This is a genomic window from Legionella massiliensis (assembly GCF_000756815.1).
Lineage (GTDB): Bacteria > Pseudomonadota > Gammaproteobacteria > Legionellales > Legionellaceae > Tatlockia > Tatlockia massiliensis.
On sequence record NZ_CCVW01000004.1, the window covers coordinates 493,036 to 518,456 of the forward strand.

The window sequence follows — 25,421 nt, forward strand, 5'->3', positions numbered from 1 at the left end:
ACCTGCTCAGGGGATATATTTGAATCTTGGTGAAAGTTTGGATTTGAGCACAGGTTGCTAGGATAGATAGGAGGAAGGATAAACCCTCATCCGCCCTAAGGCGGATGAGGGGTGCTTTTTAAGAAACATCTCGTTGTTTTTCACCAGTATAAAGTTGGCGTGGTCTACCAATTTTAGATTTACCAGCAACCATTTCCATCCAATGCGACATCCAGCCAACAGTTCTTGCTAGTGCAAAAATAACGGTATACATGTTGGTTGGAATGCCAATCGCACTAAGGGTGATTCCTGAGTAAAAGTCAACGTTAGGATAGAGTTTTTTCTCCACGAAATACTCATCCTCAAGCGCAATACGCTCTAGTTCCATAGCTAGTTTAAATAAAGGCTCATTATGCGCATTAACGGTAGATAACACCTCATGACAGGTCTTACGCATAACCTTTGCCCTAGGATCATAACTCTTATAGACACGGTGACCAAAGCCCATCAGACGGAATGGGTCATCCTTGTCTTTAGCTCGTTTGATATAGTGGTTAATGTGTTTAACATCACCAATTTCTTTAAGCATATTCAGGCAGGCTTCATTGGCACCACCATGAGCAGGTCCCCAGAGAGCACCTATGCCAGCAGAAATACAAGCGAAGGGGTTAGCACCAGTTGAGCCAGCCAAGCGGACTGTTGATGTTGAGGCATTCTGTTCGTGATCCGCATGCAGAGTAAAAATAGTATCAATTGCATCAACAATTATTGGATTGGGTATTATTTCCTCGGAAGGAACACCAAACATCATATGCAGGAAGTTTTCTGCATAAGACATCTTGTTTTGTGGGTACATATAGGGCTGGCCTATAGAATATTTATAGCTCATTGCTGCCAGGGTAGGCATTTTGGCAATTAGACGAATCGCAGAGATATAGCGATCTTCCTGATTATTTAAATCCATTGACTCGTGATAAAAAGCAGACAAGGCACCAACTATTCCAACCATAATTGCCATTGGGTGCGCATCACGGCGAAAGCCGTTTAAGAAGTTATACATTTGCTGATGCACCATTGTATGGTTGTTAATCAGCTTAACAAATTCTTCTTTCTGTTTGATATCAGGTAATTCGCCATTTAGGAGTAAGTAACTGACGTCAAGAAAGTCTTTTTTCTCAGCTAATTGCTCAATTGGATAGCCTCTATAGAGTAGGACACCTTCGTCACCATCAATAAAAGTGATTTTGGATTCGCAAGATGCAGTAGACATAAAACCAGGGTCATAGGTGAACATGCCTTGCTCACCAAGCTTATTGATATCAACTACATCACTTCCAAGCGTTGGGCTATATATAGGTAATTCAATGGGATCATGGCCGTCTATGTTAAGTCGTGCAATTTTAGTAGTCATCGCGTCTCCTCTTATTATTTGGCTTGACAGCCTCTACGCTTAAGTCAATGGGCAGCACTATATAAAAATGCCTATCCCCAGTCAATTTATCCCTGCAATATATTGAGTATGGTGTAGTTTTTGTTTTTTTTACAGAAATTATTTTTAGCCTATATCAATCCTACTTTAGTATTTGACGAAAATAGAAATACCTTAATACGTTCTGAATCCCCGCGGCTTGACCCATAGGTATCTACACAAGTGTCTGTAATTGAACGCCCTGTCACCCCAACGCCACGTCATCCTGAGCGCAGCGAAGGATCTCCGGGATTAGCACGGTGCCACATTCAGGAGATCCTTCGCTGCGCTCAGGATGACGTAGTTTTGAGACCAGAAGGAACATGACCTATTACAGACACTTGTGTAGATACCTATGAGCTTGACCGCGGGGGCTATGTCGCTTACACCACGGCCAGATCCCGCGGTCAAGCCGTGGGAATTCGAGTTTTTTCTGGGATTACAGATTTTTGCCCTATATAAAAGTTTACCCTAAATAGAGAAGATTCAATTAAGTCGGCCTCTATGGTATCCTTTCGGTTTGTTTTTTCGTACATACACCCAAAGGATGCCTGCAAAGATGGTTTATTCAGCCAAAGAAGTCATACCCGTTAATATCGAAGATGAATTAAAGCAATCCTACCTGGATTATGCCATGAGCGTTATTGTCGGCCGAGCTTTGCCCGACGTGCGTGATGGTTTGAAGCCTGTTCACCGCCGTGTGCTCTTTGCCATGAGCGAATTAAGTAATGATTGGAATAAACCCTATAAAAAATCAGCCCGTGTGGTAGGGGATGTTATCGGTAAATACCATCCTCATGGTGATACTGCTGTCTACGATACGATTGTTCGTATGGCTCAGTCATTTTCCATGCGTTATATGCTTGTTGATGGGCAAGGAAACTTTGGATCGGTTGATGGTGACGCGGCTGCAGCCATGCGTTATACCGAAATCAGAATGTCAAAAGTGGCGCATGCCTTACTTGCTGATCTGGAAAAAGAAACTGTTGATTTCAGCCCTAACTATGACGAAAGCGAATTTGCCCCGGTTGTATTGCCGTCGCGAATTCCTAATCTGCTAGTCAATGGTTCTTCAGGTATCGCCGTTGGTATGGCGACAAATATTCCCCCTCATAACATGACAGAGGTTATTAATGCCTGTATCGCTTTGATTGAAGAGCCTGATTTATCGCTTGATGATCTGATGGTTCATATTCCTGGTCCTGATTTTCCTACCGCTGCCATTATTAATGGGCGCGGAGGAATTTTGCAGGCCTATCGAACAGGTCGTGGACGAATCTCCATCCGTGCCCGTACTGAAATCGAAACTGACAGCCACTCTGGCCGACAGGCAATCATCATTAATGAGTTGCCTTATCAGGTTAACAAAGCAAGGCTTGTTGAAAAGATTGCTGAGCTTGTACGAGAAAAACGTATTGAGGGCATCTCCGGTTTACGTGATGAATCAGATAAACAAGGTATGCGTGTTGTTATTGAGCTGAAGCGTGGTGAGGTTGCGGAAGTTATTCTGAATAATTTATATGCCCATACCCAGATGCAGAATGTCTTTGGTATTAATATGGTTGCGCTGGTCGATGGCCAGCCTCGTACCCTAAACCTCAAGGAAATTCTTGATTGTTTCATTAAGCATCGACGTGAAGTTGTTACCCGACGTACTATTTTTGAATTGAAGAAAGCACGTAATCGCGCCCATCTATTGGAGGGCTTAGGTATTGCTTTAGCCAATATTGATGAAATGATTGAGCTCATCAAGCAATCTGCAACACCGCAGGATGCAAAGGATGGCTTGCTGGCACGGCTATGGCAAGCAGGAATGGTTGCTAGCATGCTAAAGAACGCTGGAAGCGATGCCTGCCGTCCCGATGATTTATCGGCTGAGTTTGGCCTGACTGATGAGGGTTACCGGCTTTCACCTAATCAGGCTCAGGCTATTCTCGAATTAAGGCTCCATCGTTTAACCGCTCTTGAGCAAGACAAGATTATTTCTGAGTTTGAAGAGTTGTTGGGTGTTATTAAAGAATTACTTGAAATTCTTGCGTCGCCAGAACGTTTGATGCAAGTGATACACGATGAATTCGTTGAAGTTAAAGCTCAATTTGGTGATGCTCGTAGAACAGAAATAACTGCATCTCAGGAAGACCTGACTATAGAAGATCTGATTACTGAAGAAGATGTTGTGGTTACTCTATCGCATCAAGGCTATGTGAAATATCAACCGATTTCTGCTTATCAGGCACAACGCCGTGGTGGTAAAGGAAAGTCTGCAACAAACGTGAAGGACGAAGATTTTATTGAGCGCCTGGTTATCGCAAATACCCATGATACACTGCTCTGCTTCTCTAACCACGGTAAGCTCTATTGGCTTAAGGCTTATCAACTCCCCTTAGCTAGTCGTATTTCTCGTGGTAAACCTATTGTTAATATATTACCTCTTGCAGCTGATGAAGCGATAAACGCAATGTTACCGGTACGTGAGTTTAATGAAAATTACTTCGTCTTTATGGCGACTAAGCGTGGAACCGTGAAAAAAGTATCTTTAGAAGCCTTTAGCCGTCCGCGTTCAACAGGAATTATCGCTGTTGATTTAGACGACGATGACCGCTTAGTGGGTGTTGATATTACCGATGGTTCCAAAGATATTATGCTGTTTACTGATGCGGGTAAGGTTATTCGCTTTGACGAAAATCTGGTAAGGCCGATGGGTAGAACCGCCCGTGGTGTCCGTGGTATCAAAATGGCTGCAGGTCAATCAGTCATATCACTGGTAGTTGCGCAATCGAGTGGCACAATTCTTACTGCAACAGAAAATGGCTATGGAAAACGTACAGATGTTGAAGAGTATCGCGTATCTGGCCGTGGTGGTCAGGGGGTAATTTCTATCCAGGTTACTGAACGTAATGGCAAGGTGGTGCGAGCACTTCAGGTTACTGACACCGATGAGGCCATGTTAATTACTGACAAAGGAACCTTGGTTCGTTTCAGAGTTGGTGAGCTATCGATTATAGGTCGTAATACTCAGGGTGTTCGCTTGATCAATGTTGCGTCGGGTGAACATGTTGTTGGTATGCAGCGTATCGAAGAGATTGCTGGCGCTGATGAGTTGGAAGACATAGAGGATAACGACGAAGAAGGTCAGTTGGAAGACGAACAAAATGACTAGAGGGTATAATTTTGGTGCTGGCCCCTCAATGTTGCCAGAGTCGATTTTAAGAGAGGTACAAGAAGAGCTGCTGGATTGGCAGAATCTGGGTATGTCAGTCATGGAAATTGGCCATCGTACTCCGGCCTTTACCGAACTAATGAATGAGACCGAACAAAGCTTCCGTGAGCTTTTGGCTGTTCCAGATGATTATCATGTCCTTTTTCTAACAGGGGTTGCCCGTGCGCAATTTGCGTCTATCCCAATGAATTTACTGGGTCTAGGGGAAAAGGCTGGATATCTGGTAACAGGCATGTGGTCTTATTTGGCTTATCAAGAGGCTTATAAGCTCAAAGAAGCTTATTGTGTGGCTAATGGCGAAGGCTCAGGCTTCACGACTATCCCTGCGGTTGATCAATGGCAGATTAAAGAGAATACAAAATACCTGTACTTTACTCCTAATGAAACGGTAAATGGTATCCGCGTCGCAAACTTGCCTCAGACAGACGGGATACCCCTAGTTGCGGATATGACTTCCTGCTTATTGAGTGAACCGATCAATGTAAAAGATTATGGGCTAATTTTCGCCGGCGCCCAGAAAAATATAGCTAATGCGGGTCTGACTCTTGTTATTGTTAGTGATGAATTAATCAAATCAATCTCTGATGACAAACTTCCTACTATGATCGATTATCGGACCCACAGTTCGACAAAATCAACCTATGCAACCTTACCTACTTTTAACTGCTACCTAGCTGGAAAAATGTTTAATTGGATTAAACAGCAGGGTGGTGTAGAGGCCTTGTATGGAATTAATTGTCAAAAAGCACAGAAAGTCTACAATTGCATTGATGACTCAAATTTTTACCATTGTCGAGTAGCTAAGGAAGCTCGTTCATTGGTCAATGTTTGTTTTACTCTCGATGATCCCATGCTTGAGGATGCCTTTCTCGAAGGAGCTAAGGCTCGTGGATTGCTGGCACTAAAAGGCCATCGTGCAGTTGGTGGATTAAGGGCAAGTATGTATAACTCAATGCCGATGGAGGGTGTTGATTGCTTGGTTGAATTTATGAATGATTTTGCAAAGGAACATAAAGAATGAGTCTGGATTTTGAAAGTAGCCCTGTAAATGCTTTGCGCGGTGAAATTACTGTGCCAGGCGATAAATCAATCTCTCACAGGGCGATTATTTTAGGGGCTATTGCAAAAGGAACCACAACCGTAAGCGGTTTTTTGGATGGCGAAGATTGCCTTGCAACTCTAAAAGCCTTCCAAGCAATGGGTGTGAAGATAGAAGGGCCTGTGAACCAGAAAGTGGTTATTCACGGTGTTGGCAAATATGGTTTAACTAAGCCGAAAGAGGTCCTTGATTGTGGTAATTCTGGGACATCTATGCGTTTGCTCGCTGGACTTTTAGCTGCTCAATCCTTTGACTCTGAGCTAAACGGCGATCAAAGCTTGCAAAAACGTCCAATGGAAAGAGTTAGTAGACCATTGATGCAGATGGGGGCAGAAATAATGACGACAGATGGTCGTCCTCCCCTAACTATTCGCGGCGGCCATACGCTACATGGGATTAGCTATGAAATGCCTGAGGCAAGTGCCCAGGTTAAGTCTTGCCTTTTGCTTGCCGGCCTTTATGCACAAGGTGAAACGAAAATAATAGAGCCGGGTTTAACGCGCGATCATAGCGAACGAATGCTCACAACCTTTTCCTATCCAATCCAGAAAGCTGAAAATACAATTATTATTAATTCAGAAGATGAATGTATAGCTACAGATATTATTGTGCCAGGAGATATCTCTTCCGCGGCTTTTTTCATCGTAGCAGCAACACTTATTCCTGAGTCAGAGATCTTAATCAAAAATGTAGGGATTAACCCCACAAGAACAGGGGTAATCCAGATTTTGTTGCAAATGGGGGCAGATATCAGCCTGAATAATAAGCGTCTCTGTGGAGAAGAGCTGGTCGCTGATATTTTAGTTAGACATGCACCGCTAGAGGGGATAGATATTCCAACTGCGCTGGTGCCTATAGCTATTGATGAATTCCCTATTATTTTTATTGCAGCAGCCTGTGCCAAGGGACAGACCTTACTTCATGGTGCTCGCGAATTGCGTTGCAAAGAGTCTGATCGAATTGGTGTTATGGTTGAGGGGCTGCAGCGTTTAGGAGTAGAGGCACAGGCCTTTGAAGATGGTTTATATATTAATGGTGGAAAATTGAGGGGCGGAGAAGTAAACAGCCATCATGATCATCGTATTGCGATGTCCTTTGCTATAGCTGGTGCTGTAGCCAAAGAGTCAGTTGTTATCAAAGATTGCGTCAATGTGGCAACTTCATTTCCAACTTTTGTAGAAACAGCCAAGCAAGTTCAGTTGGCTATTAAGGAAATTAAAAATGAAGTCTGATAGAAACGTACCGGTCATTACAATAGATGGCCCAAGCGGTACTGGCAAGGGAACAATCTGTCATATGCTGGCAAATCATTTAGATTGGCATGTATTGGACAGTGGTTGTTTATACCGAGTTCTTGCCTACGCAGCAAGAAGGGCTGCTGTGGATTTTGGCAATACATCAACTCTCGTTGAGCTTGCACATTCGCTTGAACTTCGTTTTGAAACAGATCCGCATCAACAAAGTAAGGTAATGTTGGAAGGAACTAACGTATTTGATGAAATTCGATCTGAGCTTTGTGGGCAGGATGCATCAAGAATTGCAGTTATCCCTGAGGTTAGAGAAGCATTACTTGCACGGCAGCGCGCTTTTGCGATGCCTCCTGGCTTAGTGACTGATGGTCGAGATATGGGCACTGTTGTCTTTCCTGAAGCAGTTTTAAAGGTTTTTTTATATGCTTCACCGGAAGAAAGAGCATCGAGACGCTATTTTCAGTTGAAAGAAAAAGGAATTGATGCTAGCCTCGCCGAAGTTGTGGATGAGCTGGCTAAACGTGATGCAAGAGACACAGAACGTTTACATGCGCCATTGAAACCAGCAGAGGATGCGGTTTTGATTGACACAACTGGATTAACGATTGTACAGGTGTTCGATAATGTATTAATATTAACTGATGAACGCTTGTTTAGTCGTTGACGTAGAAATCTTGGCTTTAAGCTAAGAGGTTGTTGGGGGGAAGATAAGTGGATCTTAATCTTCCATATTTTTACTAAAGAGTTTATTAACATGTCTGAAAGTTTCAAAGAATTATTTGAGCAAAGTATCATTGGCGCACAGTTTTATCCTGGTGCGATTATCACTGCAAAAGTTATTGGCATCGATGATGATTACGTCACCCTGAACGCTGGCTTAAAGTCCGAAGGTATCGTTGCTGTAGAAGAATTCCATGATAAAAATGGTGAGTTGGAAGTTCAATTGGGTGATACAGTTGAAGTTGCTCTCGACTCGGTTGAAGATGGCTACGGCGAAACCTTGTTATCAAGAGAAAAAGCTAAACGCCAAGAAGCATGGCGTAAGCTGTCTAAATCCCATGAAAACAACGAGACGGTCACTGGTCTTATTTCTGGTAAAGTCAAAGGTGGTTTCACAGTCGAAATCGGCACAATTCGTGCGTTCTTGCCTGGTTCTTTGGTTGACGTCAGACCTGTTCGCGACCCATCCTACCTTGAAGGTAAAGAGCTTGAGTTCAAAGTTATTAAAATGGATCTCAAGAGAAACAATATCGTTGTTTCACGTCGTGCTGTTGTTGAAGAAGAAAGCAGTGCTGACAGACAAGCCTTACTTGATTCCTTACATGATGGACAAGTTCTCAACGGTATAGTTAAGAATCTGACAGATTACGGTGCCTTTATTGATTTAGGCGGCATCGATGGCTTACTCCATATTACTGATATTTCCTGGAAACGTGTTAAACATCCAAGCGAATTGTTAACAGTCGGTCAAGATGTTCGTGTTAAAGTGTTGAGCTTTGATAGCGAGCGTAACCGTGTTTCTCTAGGTATGAAACAATTAGGCAACGATCCGTGGGTTGATCTTGTTGAACGTTACCCTGTCGGTAAAAAGCTACAAGGTAAAGTTACCAATATTACTGACTATGGTTGCTTCGTTGAGATTGAAGAAGGCGTTGAAGGCTTAGTCCATATGTCTGAAATGGATTGGACTAACAAGAACGTACATCCAAGCAAAGTCGTCTCAATGGGCGATGTAGTTGACGTAATGGTTCTTGAGATTGATGAAGAGCGTCGTCGTATTTCCCTGGGTATGAAACAATGTGTTGGCAACCCATGGCACCAATTCTCACAATCTCATAGCAAAGGCCAAAAGGTTAACGGAAAAATCCGCTCTATTACAGATTTCGGAATTTTCATTGGCTTAGATGGTGAAATTGACGGTTTGGTTCACTTGTCTGATATTTCCTGGAATGTTCCTGGAGAAGAAGCAGTTAAACAATTCAAGAAAGGTCAAGAATTGGAAGCTGTTATCCTGGCAATTGATGCTGAACGTGAAAGAATCTCTTTGGGTCTTAAACAACTCGAAGGCGATACCTTCACCTCTTACACTGAGGAATTTACCAAAGGTGCAATCGTCAAAGGTAAGGTAACTGCAGTAGATGCTAAATCTGTAACTGTTGACCTGGCTCCTGACGTTGTTGGTACTATTCGTGCTAGTGAAATCTCTGAAGACAGAGTTGATGATGCCACTAACTTCTTTAAAGAAGGTGACGAAGTCGAAGCTAAGATTATCAATGTTGATAAGAAGAATCGTACTGTTGCACTTTCTGTTAAAGCTAAAGATGCGCAAGATCAAGCTGAAGCGATTAAGAAGTATTCACGTAGTGGAGAAGTTGCTTCAACAACCTTAGGTGATCTGCTTAAAGAGAAAATGGCAAACAAAGAGGGTGAGTAATCCCTTCTAGCTGATAGAAAAGCGTAGGTAACTACGCTTTTTTTTTGTTTTATTTCCTGTAAGGGGAATAAGTCTGCGCTCACTGCCATTGAGTTAAGGAAGGTTTTGTCATTCCCGCGAAGGCGGGAAACTATTTCTAGCTAAGCACAGTGCCAATGTAGAGATGGTTTCCCGCCTTCGCGGGAATGACAAATGCCCTTAAATTAATGACAGAGAGGTCTGCGCTGTTCCCTGAGCAGGTGCTATTGTGTGGATTGAATGTAGCCTGGATGCAACGAAGCGAAATCCGGAAGCAGTGTGGTATGACTTCCCGGATTTCGCTTCGCTGCATCCAGGCTACGCACTAATAGGGTAGCCCTGATATCCAGAGCTTTGAATCAGTACTTCTCATCCGCCCTTCGGGCACCTTCTCCCCATGTTTGGGGGGAGGGAATATAGTGGGACTGATTGTCCCTTTTCCCTAAAAGGGAGAAGGTGCCCGAAGGGCGGATGAGGGTGCTTAAACCTAGTTCATTTCAGGGAATAAAGGATAATTAAAGCTTATAGGTGGATACCATGCGTTTAGTCATGTTGTTAGTTTATTTAATATTAATCTTATTAGGTGTGAGTTTTGCGGCCTTAAATGCATCTTCAGTAGCGGTTAATTTTTATTTTAAAACGGTGAGTATGCCTATTTCAGTTCTAATGACAATTATGCTTGGAGTTGGTCTATTAGTAGGGTTTTTATTATTCTTATACCGGTATTGGCGATTAAAAGTTGATTATTTAAAACTCAAAAATCAACTAAAACTCACAGAAAAAGAAATAAAAAACCTGAGGGCTATACCATTAAAAGATCAACATTAACAGAATTGACCTGGATTAATTCAGAACTTATTATGATGCGGTTATGAAGTAATGGAGAGCTTTAATGATTAATTTATGGCCCTTACTCTTACCTGCTGCTGCATGGTCTGGCTGGTGGGTTGCTAGCCGTAATTATTCTGGCAAAGAAAAGCACTTTGATAATCGTTTATCACGTGAATACGTAGTCGGTTTAAATTATCTCTTGAATGAACAGCCTGACAAGGCTGTTGATGTCTTTATTAAACTATTGGAAGTTGATAGTGAGACAGTAGAAACTCATTTGGCTCTGGGTTCTCTCTTTCGTCGTCGAGGCGAGGTCGATAGAGCAATAAGAATTCACCAAAATCTAATTGCAAGACCTCAGTTAAGTCTAGGGGAGCGTAAAGAAGCGTTGATGGCTCTGGGGCAAGATTATATGAGTGCTGGTGTATTCGATAGGGCTGAACGTATTTTTCTCGAAGTTGTTGAGATGGGTGGGAGCCGTGAGGTCTCAAGCCTGCATGGGCTGCTTGCAATCTATCAGCAAGAAAAGGCTTGGGAAAAGGCCTTAGATATCGTTAAAAAGCTTGAATTATCAGCAGGGCAAAGTATGCATATTCAGGCTGCCCATTATTACTGTGAAATTGCTCATCAGGCACTTAAAAATAATTTATTTGAAAAAGCGCAGAATGCAACTAAGCAGGCCCTAATCGTCGATAAAATGTCTGTTCGTGCCTCTTTGATGCAAGCCTCTCTCGATATGCATCAAAAGCGCTTTAAACAAGCCCTACGCTCTTTAAGACGTGTTCCTCAGCAAGATCCAGAATTTATTGGAGAAATTATTGAACCTTTGGTCATGTGCTATCGTGAAATCGATGCAATGGACGAATGCGTCGAGTTTTTACAACAAACGTTGGAAGAACATCCAAGAGCCTCAACAATATTTGTTATTGCTGAGTTTTTACGACGTGAAAAAGACATGGATGAGGCTGTAGATTTTGTTGCAGAAAAACTAAGTACCTATCCTTCAATTCGCGGATTAAATCGTTTGATTTTTTGGCATCTTGAAACAGCGCATGGCAAAGTGCGCGATAAACTACAAATGTTGTATGACATTACATCGAAATTTCTGGATAATAAGCCCATTTATCGCTGCGGACACTGTGGTTTTGGTGGTAAACATTTGCATTGGCATTGCCCAAGTTGTAAGCAGTGGGGTAGAATGAAGCCCGTTCATGGATTAGAGGGCGATTAGGTTCGGAAAAGGATAACAACAAAACTTTAATCGAGCTCTTAGATAAGCTGAAAAATTGCAGCTGAGCGTAACTAAATATTGAGATAATTATGCAATTTATTGATCTTAAAAAGCAGTACAAATTAATTGAAACTGAGATTTTGCAAAGCATTAAAACTGTATTGGACCATGGCCAATATATTATGGGGCCAGAAATAGCAAAACTTGAAAAACAGCTTGCTGAATTTTTAGGCGTTAGACATGCAATCGTTAATTCCAGTGGAACAGATGCGATATTGATGGCTTTATTAGCTCTAGACATACAGCCTGGTGATGAAATTATCACAACGCCCTTTAGTTTCTTTGCCTCAGCAGAAGTTATTGCGCTTTGCCATGCTAAGCCTGTTTTTGTTGATATTGATCCAGTCACCTACAATCTTGATCCGGCAAAAATTGCAGCAGCAATTACCTCTAAAACAAAAGCTATCATGCCAGTGAGCCTCTATGGCCAGTGTGCTGATATGGCAGCTATTAATCTAATCGCAAAACAACATGGTTTGCCTGTTATTGAAGATGCGGCGCAAAGTTTTGGTGCCACATATAACGGCAATTATTCTTGTGCCTTGTCAACCATTGGCTGTACCAGCTTTTTCCCTTCAAAACCTTTAGGGGGATATGGTGATTCAGGTGCTTGTTTTACCGATGACGATATTATTGCTGAGAAGCTGATTGAAATTCGAATCCATGGTCAACATAGTCGATATAGCCATAGCCGTATCGGAATTAATGGCCGAATGGATACTATCCAAGCTGCAATTCTGATCGAAAAAATGAAGTTATTCCCAGAAGAAATTGCACTGCGACAAGAGGTTGCTCAACGTTATGAAGAGTTGCTTGCGGAGCATGTGGTAACGCCGCGTGTAATGAAAGGTAACACGAGTGTTTATGCCCAATACACGATTGAGGTACCTAATCGTGATCAATTCCAGAAGCAAATGCAGACCCTTGGAATTCCTACCGCTGTTCATTATCCAATAGCAATGCACCAACAACAGGCCTTGGCTTATCTTGGCTATAAATTGGGTGATTTTCCTCATGCTGAGAAGGCATCTAAGCACGTGGTTAGCTTGCCGATGCATCCCTATATGAGCCTTGAAGAACAACAGCAGGTAGCCACTGCGGTTATAAGTTGTCTTTCAGCCGAATTGGTCGAAGCTCAATGAATTCAAAGCTAATAGTTGCTCTTGATTTTGCAGATCAAAACGAAGCCCTAACTCTCGTTGAGCAATTAGATCCAACGGACTGTGCACTCAAAGTTGGTAGTGAAATGTTTTGCTTATTTGGTACTGACTTTGTGCGTCGCCTAGTTAAAATGGGCTTCAAGATTTTTCTCGATTTGAAATTCTATGATATCCCCAATACTGTTGCACAAGCCTGTCGTGCCTGTGCTGAACTTGAGGTATGGATGATCAATGTCCATGCGTCGGGTGGCTTCAATATGATGCAGGCTGCACGTAAAGCGATAGAATCGTTCGGGGGAAACCGTCCCTTATTAACTGCGGTAACTGTTTTAACGTCGATGGGGCCTCAAGATTTACCAGCAATTGGTTTGCATTCTCCGATTGATGAACAAGTAGAGCGTTTAGCTCAATTGACTCTTAGTGCCGGACTTGATGGTGTGGTCTGCTCTGCTTATGAAGTGCCATTGATCAAAAAAGTCTGCGGACAATCATTTTTGACTGTTACTCCGGGTATAAGACTTTCAGGTGATAACAAGAATGATCAAACCCGTGTTATGACTCCAGATCAGGCTATAGGTTTGGGGAGTGATTTTCTTGTTGTCGGGCGTTCAATAACGGCGGCTGAAAAACCTGCACAGGTTGTAGAAGATATTCTCGCAATGATTTAAAAAAAATGTAGCCTGGATGCAGCGAAGCGAAATCCGGGAGCAGTGATCCGGCTTCCTCGATTTCGCTTCGCTGCATCCAGGCTACGGCACTATGATACTTACTTTAATAACCTCACTCAATTCACTCTAAACCTAAATTACTTTATACTAGCCGCCCTAAGTCAGCAAAAGCAGTTGCCTATGTCAGAGCCCTTATCTCGTTATTACTTACAAACTATGGGAATTGATAGCTGGGTTGTTCGACAGCCTGGTTCGTCTGTCTGCGAGAATCCTTTAGATGATCTTGCCCAGGAAGTTGCAGCTTGTCAGCGCTGTCCTTTACATAAAACACGTAGTCAGACTGTTTTCTCGCGAGGTAGTTCTCAGGCAAAGTTAATGATTATTGGTGAGGCTCCTGGCTTTTATGAGGATCAGCAAGGCTTACCCTTTGTTGGTAAGGCAGGTAGCCTGTTGAATCAAATGATACAAAGCATAGGGATGACAGAAGAGGATGTTTATATAGCCAATGTCTTAAAATGCCGCCCACCGAATAATCGCGATCCTGCCGTTGAGGAAATAGTTAAATGCAGTGATTATCTAACAAGGCAAATTACTTTGATTAAACCTGACTTAATTCTTGCTTTGGGACGCTTCGCTGGCCAGTTCCTCGTTTCTAAGCCGCTTCCTTTGAATCAATTAAGGAAAACTATACATCGTTATAATGATACCCCCTTTATTGTGAGCTACCATCCAGCCTATCTATTACGCAATCCAAGCGATAAGAAAAAAGCCTATATTGATTTGCTTGCTGTAAAAAAATACTTAATGGAAAAACCGTGAACCTGCACCGAAGTCCAGCACACAGGAAGAGGGGGTTTAGTTTAGTTGAACTACTGCTGTCTATTTTGCTGATAGGCATCTTGTTGGCATTCAGCACTCCCTTCGGCCTAGATCTTTATCGCAAGAATCAGCTGGAAATTGTCAAAGATGAATTAGCCGCTCTAATTAATTTTGCCAGAGCGACGGCAATTTTACAGGGCAAACCACTAGTGTTAGCTCCTTTGCCAGGGGGACTAGATTGGTCTAAGGGCGCGATTTTATTTGCTGATAATAAAACGCATCAATACAGTGAAAATATAAAGCCAATACATCTCTGGCAATGGCATCATAAAGGGCTTCAGCTAAGTTGGCAGGGGCTTCATTCTGTTAATTATTTGATATTCTCCGCTGATCCTAACCATTCTGCCTCCAGTGGTCATTTCACTATTCAAAATGATAAAGGAGCTTCGACTCAATTAACGCTAAATCGCTTGGGGCGCGTTAGAAGATAATCCTGCAAATTGTACAAAATAGCATATACTTGAAATAAGTTGCTAAGCAGAGTTCACTAAAAATAACTAAGGGATTAACATGAATCTGACTCGTTCTTTTCTTGGCGCATTATTTTTTATCATTATCCCATTTAACGCTCATGCCTCTGACGGCAGTCCCGATGTTGCTAGTTGGACACAGCAGACCATGATAAACACCTTCTCAGCACAGTATTTAGGTAAGCCAGAAGAGCTCGCCAAAGTGCGGGAGAGTTTTTATCCTGCGGCCTGGGATTCCCTTAAGATTTTTTTTCAAGACAGGCTGCAGGAAATACGACAAAATGGATTAGTCCTACATCCTTATCCCATAACTGCTCCTACTATTGTTTCTGATGGCAAATGTGCTCGTTTCCGATGTTGGCGGATAGAACAAGCTTTTAAAATCCCCGAGCTAAGTGTAAATGTGGCTTTGTCTATGCTTGTGGTGGATGGACAAGATTTGTCCCTGCCCTCGCCCTATATTATTCAGAGTATTAATTTTACAAGTCAGCCTTACTAACTCAATTAGAGCTTTCATCCGCGATAATGTTATAATAGCGTCCATTAAATTCGCATAATGATTGTGTTTAGCTTATGTCCATTCAAATTAATAATCTCATGAAAGTTGATAGTCTCTCTCCCGAAATATTAAAACCCTGGCTTCATCATAGTTCCTCCTTAACCGATAAGCTCAGAACACAAAGCGGTGATGCTGAGCTGCAAGTACTTAAACAATCTTGGTCGCAGCCAAGTTGGTGGGATAAATTTACCTTAGGTCTAGCTCTAGTGCCTGTTGTCCATCGAGATATTCTCATGTTTTCGCATAAAACAGCCTGCTGGTTTGCTAGGACTATTATTCCTGAATATACCTATCGAGCGAATCGACTATTTTTTGATCGATTAAGCCAAGAGTCGCTTGGCGTCATTGTTTTCAATGAGCCCTCTATAGAACGGACTATTTTATTAAATTACGCAATTAATCCGCATTGCTTAGAATATCAATGGCTACCAAAATCATTAGGTGAGCTCGACGAGACCTTATGGTTACGGTTATCCGTATTTACTATTGAAAAAACATCAACTTTTTATCTGGTAGAAATTTTTCTTCCAGGTCTAATGAAGGTGATAAATTGATATGGGACCTTATCTGCGATTAATGCGTTTTCATCGATTAGCTGGCATTTGGTTGTTATGGTTTCCCACAGCCTGGGCTTTGTGGCTTGCTAATAAGGAAACACCGCCGTTAGCTCTCATTATTTTGTTTTTTCTAGGTACTGTTTTAATGCGCGCCGCTGGCTGTGTGGTTAATGATATTGCGGATCGCCACGTGGACTTACATGTCAAAAGAACTGCTATGCGTCCATTGGTTACAGGCGAGGTAAGCCTTGGTCAAGCGCTGGCTTTGCTATTGGTTTTATTATTTGCTGCTTTGCTTATTCTTATTCAGCTACCGCCGCAATGCTTTTACTATGCCTTGGCTGCGGTGTTTGTTACCGTGTTATATCCCTTTTGTAAGCGCTTTATTCAGGGGCCACAATTTGTTTTAGGAATTGCTTTTTCAATGGGGATTCCCATGGCCTTTGCAGCGTCAAAGCAACTGCCCAATACGACGATGGTTTTATTATTAATCATTAATTTTTGTTGGATAGTCGCCTACGATACTCAATACGCTATGGTCGATAAAGACGACGATCTCCGCATTGGTGTTAAATCGACTGCCATTCTGTTTGCCAGCTATGACAAAGTGATTATTAGCAGCTTACAAGTTTGCTTACATCTACTTTGGCTTGTTCTGGCTCTTGAATTGCAGCTATCCAAGCTATTTTTCGCTGGCTGGCTTGTAGCAGGGCTGGTATTGCTCTATCAATACCGACTAGTTGTTAAAGGAAACCGTGATAGCTATTTCCAGGCTTTTACTTCAAATAGTTGGTATGGGTTAATCATGTGGTTAGCTCTGACTTTGCCCTAGGTGCTTTGTAATAGATCACTCCGGACCTAGGACAGTCCACTTCTGTCACATCTCGAGAGAAAAACGTGATTAAAAATGCTCAAATAGGCAGCTATTCTGCACTTTTTAATCACGCTTTTCTCTCGACCTGGACTTAAAATTGAACTTTCTCCAAGATTTTTACCTCCCACGAGAACTATTACGTCTGTCATCCCAAACATAGTGAGGGATCTCCGGGATTAGCACAGTGCTACACATCAGGAGATGTCTCTCTGCGTTCGACATGACGTACGTTTTTGGGAGCATAGCGAAGGATCTCCGGGATTAGCACAGTGCTACACATCAGGAGATGTTTCTCTGCGTTCGACATGACGTACGTCTTTGGGAGCATAGCGAAGGATCTCCGGGATTAGCACAGTGCTACACATCAGGAGATGTCTCTCTGCGTTCGACATGACGTATGTCTTTGGGAGCATAGCGAAGGATCTTCGGGATTAGCACAGTGCTACACATCAGGAGATGTTTCTCTGCGTTCGACATGACGTACGTTTTTGGGAGCATAGCGAAGGATCTCCGGGATTAGCACAGTGCTACACATCAGGAGATGTCTCTCTGCGTTCGACATGACGTACGTCATTTGTTTTAAGATGACTCAGTTTCATTGAGATCTCAGTTAAGTCGTCAATTTCCTTGTCCAGCACTTTTACCCGCTCTATATCTGCAAGACTATATTTACCTTCCAATTCTTCTATTTCAGCCAACAAAACTTGTTGAGCAGATAGAAGTTTAGAGTAGCCTTTAGAAAGGTTTTTACCAGAAGAATAGCCTCGTGTATTTTCCTGTAGAGCTATTAATTCCAATCGCTTAGATATTATTGTCAAATTATTATGAAGATAGTCTATGCCACTTCTTTTTATTTCTTCATAGTTATCAAGCTTAATTCCAAAATGCATCAGTAATTTGTCAAGATTATCCAATGACTGTGATTCAATTTTGGCGAATCTTCTGCTCTCAACGGGGCTTAATTTTTTGCGATACTCTTTATACGCTTTAAGCAATTTTCCTTTTAAATTTACGAACTCAGGATCTGTAGCAAGCCGCTCTAAAGCCGTTGTGTGATATTTATTAGCAAGTTACGCTCTTCGACTTTTCAGGACTTTCTAACTAGCGTTAACTGGGGGAAGTACATAACTTAGTGCATCAATAGATGCCTGATAGCGCTTAATTGCTTCTGTAATTTCCTTATAACTTGCCTCAGGTATTAGAGTATTTTCCGCTAAATAGAGCTTAAGACTGAATAACAGTTTTTTATAGAATGCGAGAGAGTCTATCGTTTTTGCACGATGAGCACGGAAAACCTGTTTAAGTAGGGGGTGATTTGTCAAAATAATATGTGCTATTGGTAAACCTTGCTCATCTCTACCAAAAACTGAAGCCCCATGTTTTATTAAAACTGACAGGCAATTAGCCATACCAGCAAAGTCCAAACAACAATGAACGGCAGAAGAGAAGGTGGTCACTTCTTGGTGGTTAATGTTAATGTTGCCATCTATTAGGATAAATTCTAATAGCTGGTGATTTTGGGTCTGTAAAGCCATTGCCAGATAGTTATCTAAAAGATAATGAAAAGTGGTTAAGCCTTTGGCTAAGTTCTGTTAGTTTTGCAATATAGTCCTGATAATTATCAGCGATAGATGCAGATAATTTTGACGCTTGTCCTTCTGCAATCTTATAATCCGTTTCCATTTTCTTTACTTGCGCTGTTAATTGAGTCCTAATAGTTTTAATAAGGGGTTTCGCATTAATATTGGCCAAGTTAATAAAGTATTCATCTAATTCTTCGTTTGCTATAGGCATAAAGCGATCGCCGGTTTCATGGGCTGTCCACTCAGAAAACAGCGGTTGGGCTGCCAGTTCATCCTTATCATTAAAATAGATATGTAATTGAGGGAAGTTGGGTTGTTTGCAATATAACGTTGTATGAAGTTAAAAAACACATTCTATTGCTCATTTGATGAAGTACCGTAGAAAATTCGGTAGTTGTAGGTAGGAAGATTGTTTTTTGGAACCCTCATCCGCAGGGCGGATGAGGGGGCATTAACTAAACAAGCTCATCCAGCAGAGAACTCGCTCCGATGCGAAACCATGATTTATCGACGGTACGTCCCAATATTTGTTGCGCTAAGGCCATATAGCCGAATGCCTGCTCAGGCTTTCTTATTCCGCCAGAAACCTTTAAACCACAATTGGTTTGGGAATCTTTGATTGCTTTAAGCATCACAAAGGCTGCTGCAGGTGTTGCACCTTGTGCAACTTTTCCCGTTGAGGTTTTTAGAAAATGGCAGCCGTAATCGATTAGCTCGCGGCTTAATTGATAAATGATCTCTAAGGAGGGTAAGGCACCAGTTTCTAAAATAACTTTGAGGCTAAGCTTTTGTTGTTGGCAACGTTCAAGAACTTGTTGGCATTGAGCTAAGGCAAAGGATTGCTCCCCATCTAAATAGTCATAATAGGGAAAGACATAGTCAATTTCATCGATTTTGTTGTCAGTCAAGGCAGCATCAATAGCGGATAACACTTGCTGATCTGATTGATTGCCTTCAGGAAAATTAATTACTGTGGCTAGCTTGAGCTCGTGGCTAAGGGTAATTGCCCTAGTATGCTGAGGCAGGACGCAGACCGCTGCAACCTGATAGCGGTTTCCTTTTTCATTGAGTGCAGACAAAGCCTCATCAGAAGCAGTTTCATCGAGTAAGGTTAAATCAATTAAGCTGATTGCCTCCATGGCTGTTAGCGAATAGCTCTCTAGGCTAGATTTTAGCTCATTAAAGGCATGCAAATAGAGTTCTTCCAGGATCATGTCAGGTCCGCTATGAATTGTTTAACCAAGAGATTTAATTTTTCCGCAGCCTTGGCAGCCATTTTCACAACAGCCTCATGGCTATGGCTAGTTTGATCTAAGCCGGTTGCGTAATTGGTAATTGTCGCTATAACCGCTACCTTCATACCGCAATGATTAGCAACCAAAACCTCAGGCACTGTCGACATGCCAACTGCATCAGCTCCCATAATACGGAAGGCTTTAATCTCTGCTGCTGTTTCATAATTGGGACCAAGTACGGCAATATAAACACCTTGATGGAGTGCTATGTCTTGCTGATTGGCAATTGCCAGCAATTTTTCGCACATCTCCTTATCATAGGCATTGTCTAAGGGGAAAAAGCGGGAACCAAACTCCTCATCATTGGGGCCAACTAAGGGATTACCGGGTTGCATGTTGATGTGATCTCTAATCAACATCAATTCGCCTGGACCAACATCCTCACGTAAGGAGCCTGATGCATTGGTTGCAAAGAAATATTCACAGCCTAACAAGCGCAAAGTTCGAACATAGGTTTTCACCGTTTCATGATTAGCGCCTTCGTAGCTATGCGCTCGTCCTTGTAGGCAAACAATAGCTACACCATTCAGATAGCCAAGCACAAGGTTACCACCGTGGCCGTGAACTGTGATTTTGGGAAAACCAGGTAATTCATCGTAACTAATAGTGAGTGCGCTTTCTAACTGTTCGGCAAAGCTACCAAGCCCTGAGCCAAGGACTATACCTAGTCTCGGTTTAAAGCCTGGCAAGAGTTGTTGAATTTTTTCTGCAGCTAAATGCGCTGCTGTTTTATTTGTATTAGTCATTTAATTTCCACACTAAGGCTTAAATCTAAAGGTATAGGGTAAGAGCTCTTCAATAGTGAGCGATTTAATTGGGGCTTGATGAGAGCAAAGGTGGATGACAGTTTTGCTATTTGCAAACTCCGCAATTCGCTGCAAGCAAGCGCCACAGGGTGGGCAAAGCGTCCCTTCACCATTCATCACTACCATCGATAAAATCTTTTGTTTTCCCGCAGTAATCATTTGGCAAATTGCTGAAGATTCAGCGCAAATTGTGAGTCCATAAGACGCATTTTCAACATTCACGCCAGTATAAAAATTGCCATTTTCACTATAAAGGCAGGCTGCCACGCGAAATTTAGAGTAGGGTGCATAGGCATGTGTTAAGACATGTTTTGCTTGGCTGATCATTGAGGCAATTATGTCATTCATCGATTACTCCTGAAACAGGCTGCAAACTATACTAAGTATCGTTGTTGGTTACAAGTAAGGCTCCTTACCAAGATAAAAACAAATCTGTCCTTAATTATACTAAATGCAAATTATTGAAATTAAATACTGATTTGTTATACGATGATCTACATGATCTTAATTTAGTCATGGTGTTTCGATGGTTTATATAAAAATTCCTCAAGGCTGGACCTTTGATAAACGGGTTGTTGACGGTATTTTAAAAGATGTATTGGTGAGTGACCAATTATTGCAAGTTGAGTCTAAGGGTGGAGCACAAGGGGAAAAAACGGCTTGTAAAAATTTAATCATCATACAAGATCTTGTGAAGGAATGTTTACGTACAAAGAAACGCGGAGCACATTCAATTAGTCTCAACTCTAAAGAAACCTGTGCTAATGAAATTATCATCTACTTTAGAACTCCTCCCGAAACTTTCGAATTATTTTTGAAATATGAACCGAATAGAAATGGTAAAGAGCCTTCAAATAATATGAAACTAGTACAGGGAGTAGATGAAAAGAAATTTTCCTTTGCCAATTCGACTTATACAGGAACTCTTTGGTTTCATAATGCCGTTATATCAGAAACTAAGCGTGAAGAATTAAAAGATAAAGCCCAGGAACAGCGCGATAATCGTCGACATGTGGGCAATAATCCTTTGGCTACTTAGACTATAATAGGTCAGCCTCATTCTAGTATCGAATTCCTGCGGCTTGACCGCGGGATCTGCTGATTAGAAGCTCTTCACTCTACTCTGAGTCCACGGATCCTGTAGTCAAGCTGCGCGGGAATTCGGGATGGGGGTGACCTATTACTCCTGGTATTGTCTATGGCCCAGAACTGCTGCTAGCTACAGGACTAGAGTCAGGATTTTTGTCAAACTTGAAAAAATCGGTAATTTGTCGCTGACTTGCAGGAATCGTCTTTTTCTCTGTTTTATGAGACATTAGCTGAGATACAGTTTGCTCTAACATAGCTATCCTGTGCCTATCTTGCTTTAATGTAGTGATCTGATGACTCAAAATTTTATTAGAGAATTTCAGGCACACTACAGAAAATGCTTCCATCTCCGGAGCAACAATCAGTTTATTGAGCCAATCTATAAGTAAGTCGCAATCATATCTGTTGCATAGGTCGTCCAGATTATCTATGTGGCCTGAATAAAAATCTTGCTCTTCTTTAACACTCAGTTCAATCGTTTGGGCTGTTCTTGCAGTTACCAGCTTTAAGGCTAAACGAAAAGGAGCTAGCTTCGAACCGGCCTGTTTAAACCAGCAAGCTAATGAGCCTGGTACTTTATCATCGTAGGTTTGCAGATAGGCTAAGGCATCTTTGTCGCCCGCAATCGCCTTATCCATAAACCACGTGCCATCTGGTGCATAGCCTATAGGCATGTGACAAAGCCTGCCTAGTTTGTCGAGAGTTTCAGCGGGAATCTCATTGGGGTCACGCAATGCATTCTCATAAGCAAACAAGGAACGCCCTGCTAGCGAAGATTGGCGGGTATTAGTATTCGCCTGGCTGCGTCTGGATATCTCCTCTGCTAACCATGGAAATGTATCCATATCGTCAGGAGAAAAGTGAAGGCCGCCCGCAAAAAAAGCATCAATGACCTCTGTCTTTTTCTCTTCAATGGCATACCTTAAAACGCTCTTCTCGTGATCTATAGCCCCATGAATGGCTAGTGTTTTTATAACCTCAGTACGATTATTTATAGCGGCTGTATAGAGCGGACTAACATCCATATCGCTTGGCAAGTTAATATCTCCACCAGCCTGCAATAAGGAATTTAGAATGTCGGTATGGCCTCGATTAGCAGCGGCAAAAAGCGGGGTCTTGCCCCTGATATTTTGCTGATTAACAGCAATCCTTCCGGTCTGTAATAAACAATTCACAGTTTCAAGACCGCCTTCTGCGACTGCAGCCCAAAGTGGGGACTCGCTATAATCATCTAGGTGGTTAACGTCAATCTCCCTTACTTGTAACAAGCGACGCACAACTTCAATATGGCCATTTCCGGCGGCAACCCAAAGCGGGGTTCTATTGTAATCGTCTGGCTGGTTAACAAGCGCTCCTGCCTCTAATAAGCGATTCACAATCTCAATATGGCCATTTCCGGCGGCAACCCAAAGCGGGGTTCTATTGTAATCGTCTGGCTGGTTAACAAGCGCTCCTGCCTCTAATAAGCGATTCACAATCTCAATATGGCCATTTCCGGCAGCTACCCAAAGTGGAGTATAGCCATCCCAGCTTAGATTAACATTTACCCCCTCTGCAATTAATACATTTATTACAGTAGTAAGTCCCATTTGTGCTGCAAGATAACAGGCTGTTGTGCCTCTTAAATTTTTGAGATCTAAATCAGCACCTAAATTTTTTAAGTGATGTATTAGCTGAGGATCATTGAAACAAGTTGTCAGATGAATCGCTGGGGTACATGAAACCTTATTGATGTCAGTACTCATGTCATTACTCAAGGGGTGGTGACAAATAAGCGCCCAATGCAGGTTGGATAGGCTGGTATGTCCAGTTATTGCCTGCTCATACAAAATCGTTGTCAAATTCCTTGGTAAGCGGTAATAAATAAGGATTGCTAAATCCCTAGTGCTCCGATAATCATTATCCTTCATTAACCCTTCAAGCTTTTCAATGATTGCGTTGAAAAATATGCTTTGTTCGTTATCCGACAAGTCAACTATCGTATCTATAGCCTCGGGGGAAAATAACTTATGAGCAATTTCTTTTACTTCCGAATCACTAAAAGAATCTATCAATGTATTAATTGCATCTTGATAAAAACCTTGCCATTCCCTATTAGTTTTCTTATTGTCACATACATACCGATTTGGCAAATGGCTATGTACAAGTGCTTCCCAGCAATACCGGTCATCATCGCTCACTATTGGAAACCCGAGTAAGGCTGTGTTTTCTTGAGTATCAGGCTCGTTTAGACCTAGAAAAAGCCTAGGTTCCAGCGGTTGTTCTTGATGCTGGTCATCATCTCTCACTACTGATGAACTGGAAGAGGCTGCTGCTTCGCTGGTTGTCATATTGAATAAAATCTTAGGTTTCTTTGTTTCTGTTGATGATAATCGTGGTGTTTCAGGGGCGTTTCGTTTAAACATGATTACTTCCAATTCATAAATTCAGTAATCATTATAAAAATGCTGAATTAAAAGAAACTTATTAATACTATTAATTTTTTAATAGTTACTACCAGGCATAAAGCTTGTTATTTTGACCGCGGGAATTCGGGATAGGGGTGGCCTTCGCTTTGTTAAAGATGATGGGCTGGGGTGCGCTATCATAATGGCGTCACTTAAGTTGCGTGGCCTATTGCCCTTAGTTTCAAGCATGCATTTCAAGATTATGTGCTAATTGCTCAGCAGAAATTTCCTTTTCCCAACGACTAATCGCCAGAGTAGCAACGCCATTGCCAATGAAGTTAATTAACGAACGCGCTTCACTCATGAAGCGATCAATGCCTAAGATGAGCACAATGCCAACCGGCGGGATAAGAGGAACTACAGACAAGGTTGCGGCTAGGGTAATAAAGCCTGCGCCAGTAATACCAGCTGCTCCCTTACTCGATAACATCGCTGTCACAAAAAGGGTGAACTGTTCAAGGATGCTTAGATGAATCCCAAGGGCTTGGGCGATAAACAGGGCTGCCAGAGTGATATAGATATTGGTGCCATCCAAGTTAAAGGAATAGCCCATCGGTACAACAACACCAACAGTTTCTTGTTCGCAACCTAGATTTTCTAATTTTTGTAATAACTGGGGTAAGGCGGCTTCGCTGGATGAGGTTCCCAATACTATAAAAAGCTCAGGGGCAAGGTATTTCAAAAACTGTAAAATTGAGAAACCTGTGATCCGGGCTACTGAACCTAAAACGAGAAAAATAAAAATCAAACCTGCTAAGTAAAAAGTAAGTATCAAACCTAAAAGAGGAATAAAAAATTGACTGCCGAATTTCGCCAGAGTGAAGGCCATTGCACCAAACACGCCAAGCGGGGCGGCATACATAATAATTCGGATTGCCCGAAATAATACTTTGGTGAGTTTTTCCATAAACTCAAAAACAAGCTTACCTTCTTCCTCGCCCACCGCAAGCAAAGAAATGCCTAATAATATAGCTAAAAAGAGGACTTGCAGCATATCGCCCTTGGCGAAAGGCTCAATAATGCTAGTAGGAATAATGTTTTCAAGAAATTGTACAAAGCCGAGATGCTCTGCGCTTTTAACAAATTGAGCGACAGCCTGTGGATCCAATAGCTTCACATCAGCATGAAGCATTGCGCCTGGCTTAAAAATCAAGGCTGCCGACCAGCCGATTAACAGCGCAACAGTTGAAACCAATTCGAAATAGATAATTGCTTTTAAACCAATTTTACCTAATTTTTTTAATGAGCCGGTTTGGGCAATACCGGTTGTTACTGTTAGAAAAACAATGGGACCAATAAAGATTTTAATGATCTTAATAAAATTAGTGCCAAGCGGCTCCATAGCAATAGCCATCTCTGGTTTTAATAGCCCAAATAAGCTGCCAGAGATAAAGGCTACAAAAACCCAGAAGTAGAGCGACTTGATTAACCTCATTCCTATTTT

24 protein-coding genes are annotated in these 25,421 nt (G+C 42.0%); 15 read left to right on the forward strand and 9 right to left on the reverse strand.

Annotated features, from left to right (window positions below):
- Positions 1-118 precede the first annotated feature (118 nt).
- Positions 119-1,390, reverse strand: a complete 1,272-nt coding sequence (gene gltA, locus BN1094_RS16895; RefSeq protein ID WP_044012319.1) for a citrate synthase — start codon at positions 1,388-1,390, stop codon at positions 119-121.
- Between the two features lie 616 nt (positions 1,391-2,006).
- Between gltA and gyrA the strand changes: the two genes are divergently transcribed.
- The 14 genes from gyrA to ubiA all read left to right on the forward strand — a co-directional run bounded on the left by gyrA (position 2,007) and on the right by ubiA (position 16,715).
- Positions 2,007-4,607 carry a DNA gyrase subunit A gene (gene gyrA / locus BN1094_RS16900; RefSeq protein WP_044012321.1) on the forward strand — a complete coding sequence of 867 codons (2,601 nt, stop codon included), beginning with the start codon at positions 2,007-2,009 and terminating at the stop codon, positions 4,605-4,607.
- Positions 4,600-5,688, forward strand: a complete 1,089-nt coding sequence (gene serC, locus BN1094_RS16905) for a 3-phosphoserine/phosphohydroxythreonine transaminase (RefSeq protein ID WP_044012323.1) — start codon at positions 4,600-4,602, stop codon at positions 5,686-5,688. Before gyrA ends, serC begins: the two co-directional genes overlap by 8 nt.
- Before the next feature lie 2 nt (positions 5,689-5,690).
- Positions 5,691-6,998, forward strand: coding sequence for a 3-phosphoshikimate 1-carboxyvinyltransferase (gene aroA, locus BN1094_RS16910; protein WP_245614396.1), 1,308 nt, complete (start codon positions 5,691-5,693; stop codon positions 6,996-6,998).
- Positions 6,988-7,680, forward strand: coding sequence for a (d)CMP kinase (gene cmk / locus BN1094_RS16915; RefSeq protein WP_044012326.1), 693 nt, complete (start codon positions 6,988-6,990; stop codon positions 7,678-7,680). Before aroA ends, cmk begins: the two co-directional genes overlap by 11 nt.
- 90 nt (positions 7,681-7,770) lie before the next feature.
- Positions 7,771-9,450 carry a 30S ribosomal protein S1 gene (gene rpsA / locus BN1094_RS16920; protein WP_044012327.1) on the forward strand — a complete coding sequence of 560 codons (1,680 nt, stop codon included), beginning with the start codon at positions 7,771-7,773 and terminating at the stop codon, positions 9,448-9,450.
- A gap of 555 nt (positions 9,451-10,005) precedes the next feature.
- Positions 10,006-10,296 carry a lipopolysaccharide assembly protein LapA domain-containing protein gene (locus BN1094_RS16925; RefSeq protein ID WP_044012328.1) on the forward strand — a complete coding sequence of 97 codons (291 nt, stop codon included), beginning with the start codon at positions 10,006-10,008 and terminating at the stop codon, positions 10,294-10,296.
- A gap of 64 nt (positions 10,297-10,360) precedes the next feature.
- A complete protein-coding gene (gene lapB / locus BN1094_RS16930) occupies positions 10,361-11,530 on the forward strand; it encodes a lipopolysaccharide assembly protein LapB (protein WP_044012329.1) in 1,170 nt (389 codons plus the stop codon).
- An 89-nt stretch (positions 11,531-11,619) separates the two neighbouring features.
- Positions 11,620-12,732, forward strand: a complete 1,113-nt coding sequence (locus BN1094_RS16935; protein ID WP_044012330.1) for a DegT/DnrJ/EryC1/StrS family aminotransferase — start codon at positions 11,620-11,622, stop codon at positions 12,730-12,732.
- Positions 12,729-13,418, forward strand: a complete 690-nt coding sequence (gene pyrF / locus BN1094_RS16940) for an orotidine-5'-phosphate decarboxylase (RefSeq protein WP_044012332.1) — start codon at positions 12,729-12,731, stop codon at positions 13,416-13,418. Before BN1094_RS16935 ends, pyrF begins: the two co-directional genes overlap by 4 nt.
- A 180-nt stretch (positions 13,419-13,598) precedes the next feature.
- Entirely contained in the window at positions 13,599-14,237 is a 639-nt protein-coding gene (locus BN1094_RS16945; protein ID WP_044012333.1) for a uracil-DNA glycosylase, read from the forward strand.
- Positions 14,234-14,728 (forward strand): GspH/FimT family pseudopilin, encoded by a 495-nt coding sequence (locus BN1094_RS16950; RefSeq protein ID WP_052403354.1) that lies wholly within the window; start codon positions 14,234-14,236, stop codon positions 14,726-14,728. Before BN1094_RS16945 ends, BN1094_RS16950 begins: the two co-directional genes overlap by 4 nt.
- 79 nt (positions 14,729-14,807) lie before the next feature.
- Entirely contained in the window at positions 14,808-15,266 is a 459-nt protein-coding gene (locus BN1094_RS16955; protein WP_044012336.1) for a DotI/IcmL/TraM family protein, read from the forward strand.
- Positions 15,267-15,340: 74 nt separating this feature from the next.
- Positions 15,341-15,880, forward strand: a complete 540-nt coding sequence (locus BN1094_RS16960; protein WP_044012338.1) for a chorismate--pyruvate lyase family protein — start codon at positions 15,341-15,343, stop codon at positions 15,878-15,880.
- A 1-nt stretch (position 15,881) separates the two neighbouring features.
- The gene (gene ubiA / locus BN1094_RS16965) at positions 15,882-16,715 is read left to right on the forward strand and encodes a 4-hydroxybenzoate octaprenyltransferase (protein ID WP_245614384.1); all 834 of its coding nucleotides are present in this window, start codon (positions 15,882-15,884) and stop codon (positions 16,713-16,715) included.
- Positions 16,716-17,284: 569 nt separating this feature from the next.
- On the opposite strand, the gene BN1094_RS16970 is transcribed toward ubiA, so the two are convergent.
- From BN1094_RS16970 to cdd, 6 genes are all read right to left on the reverse strand, one after another.
- Complete coding sequence (locus BN1094_RS16970) at positions 17,285-17,752, reverse strand: hypothetical protein (RefSeq protein ID WP_044012340.1); 468 nt, start codon at positions 17,750-17,752, stop codon at positions 17,285-17,287.
- A 102-nt stretch (positions 17,753-17,854) separates the two neighbouring features.
- Entirely contained in the window at positions 17,855-18,292 is a 438-nt protein-coding gene (locus BN1094_RS16975; protein WP_044012342.1) for a hypothetical protein, read from the reverse strand.
- 10 nt (positions 18,293-18,302) lie between these two features.
- The gene (locus BN1094_RS16980) at positions 18,303-18,551 is read right to left on the reverse strand and encodes a hypothetical protein (protein ID WP_044012344.1); all 249 of its coding nucleotides are present in this window, start codon (positions 18,549-18,551) and stop codon (positions 18,303-18,305) included.
- A gap of 244 nt (positions 18,552-18,795) precedes the next feature.
- Positions 18,796-19,554 carry a deoxyribose-phosphate aldolase gene (gene deoC / locus BN1094_RS16985; protein ID WP_081935194.1) on the reverse strand — a complete coding sequence of 253 codons (759 nt, stop codon included), beginning with the start codon at positions 19,552-19,554 and terminating at the stop codon, positions 18,796-18,798.
- Positions 19,551-20,381: a purine-nucleoside phosphorylase gene (locus tag BN1094_RS16990; RefSeq protein ID WP_044012346.1), complete on the reverse strand. Its 831-nt coding sequence runs from the start codon at positions 20,379-20,381 to the stop codon at positions 19,551-19,553. Before BN1094_RS16990 ends, deoC begins: the two co-directional genes overlap by 4 nt.
- Positions 20,382-20,393: 12 nt before the next feature.
- Positions 20,394-20,789 carry a cytidine deaminase gene (gene cdd, locus BN1094_RS16995; protein ID WP_044012347.1) on the reverse strand — a complete coding sequence of 132 codons (396 nt, stop codon included), beginning with the start codon at positions 20,787-20,789 and terminating at the stop codon, positions 20,394-20,396.
- Between the two features lie 178 nt (positions 20,790-20,967).
- On the opposite strand from cdd, the gene BN1094_RS19010 reads away from it, so the two are divergent.
- Positions 20,968-21,480, forward strand: a complete 513-nt coding sequence (locus BN1094_RS19010; protein WP_052403355.1) for a hypothetical protein — start codon at positions 20,968-20,970, stop codon at positions 21,478-21,480.
- 157 nt (positions 21,481-21,637) lie between these two features.
- Here the strand turns inward: BN1094_RS19010 and BN1094_RS19015 are convergent, their stop codons facing one another.
- On the reverse strand, positions 21,638-23,935 hold the full coding sequence (locus tag BN1094_RS19015; RefSeq protein WP_052403356.1) for an ankyrin repeat domain-containing protein: 2,298 nt from the start codon (positions 23,933-23,935) through the stop codon (positions 21,638-21,640).
- A 223-nt stretch (positions 23,936-24,158) separates the two neighbouring features.
- Complete coding sequence (gene dctA / locus BN1094_RS17010) at positions 24,159-25,412, reverse strand: C4-dicarboxylate transporter DctA (RefSeq protein WP_044012349.1); 1,254 nt, start codon at positions 25,410-25,412, stop codon at positions 24,159-24,161.
- Between the last annotated feature and the right edge of the window lie 9 nt (positions 25,413-25,421).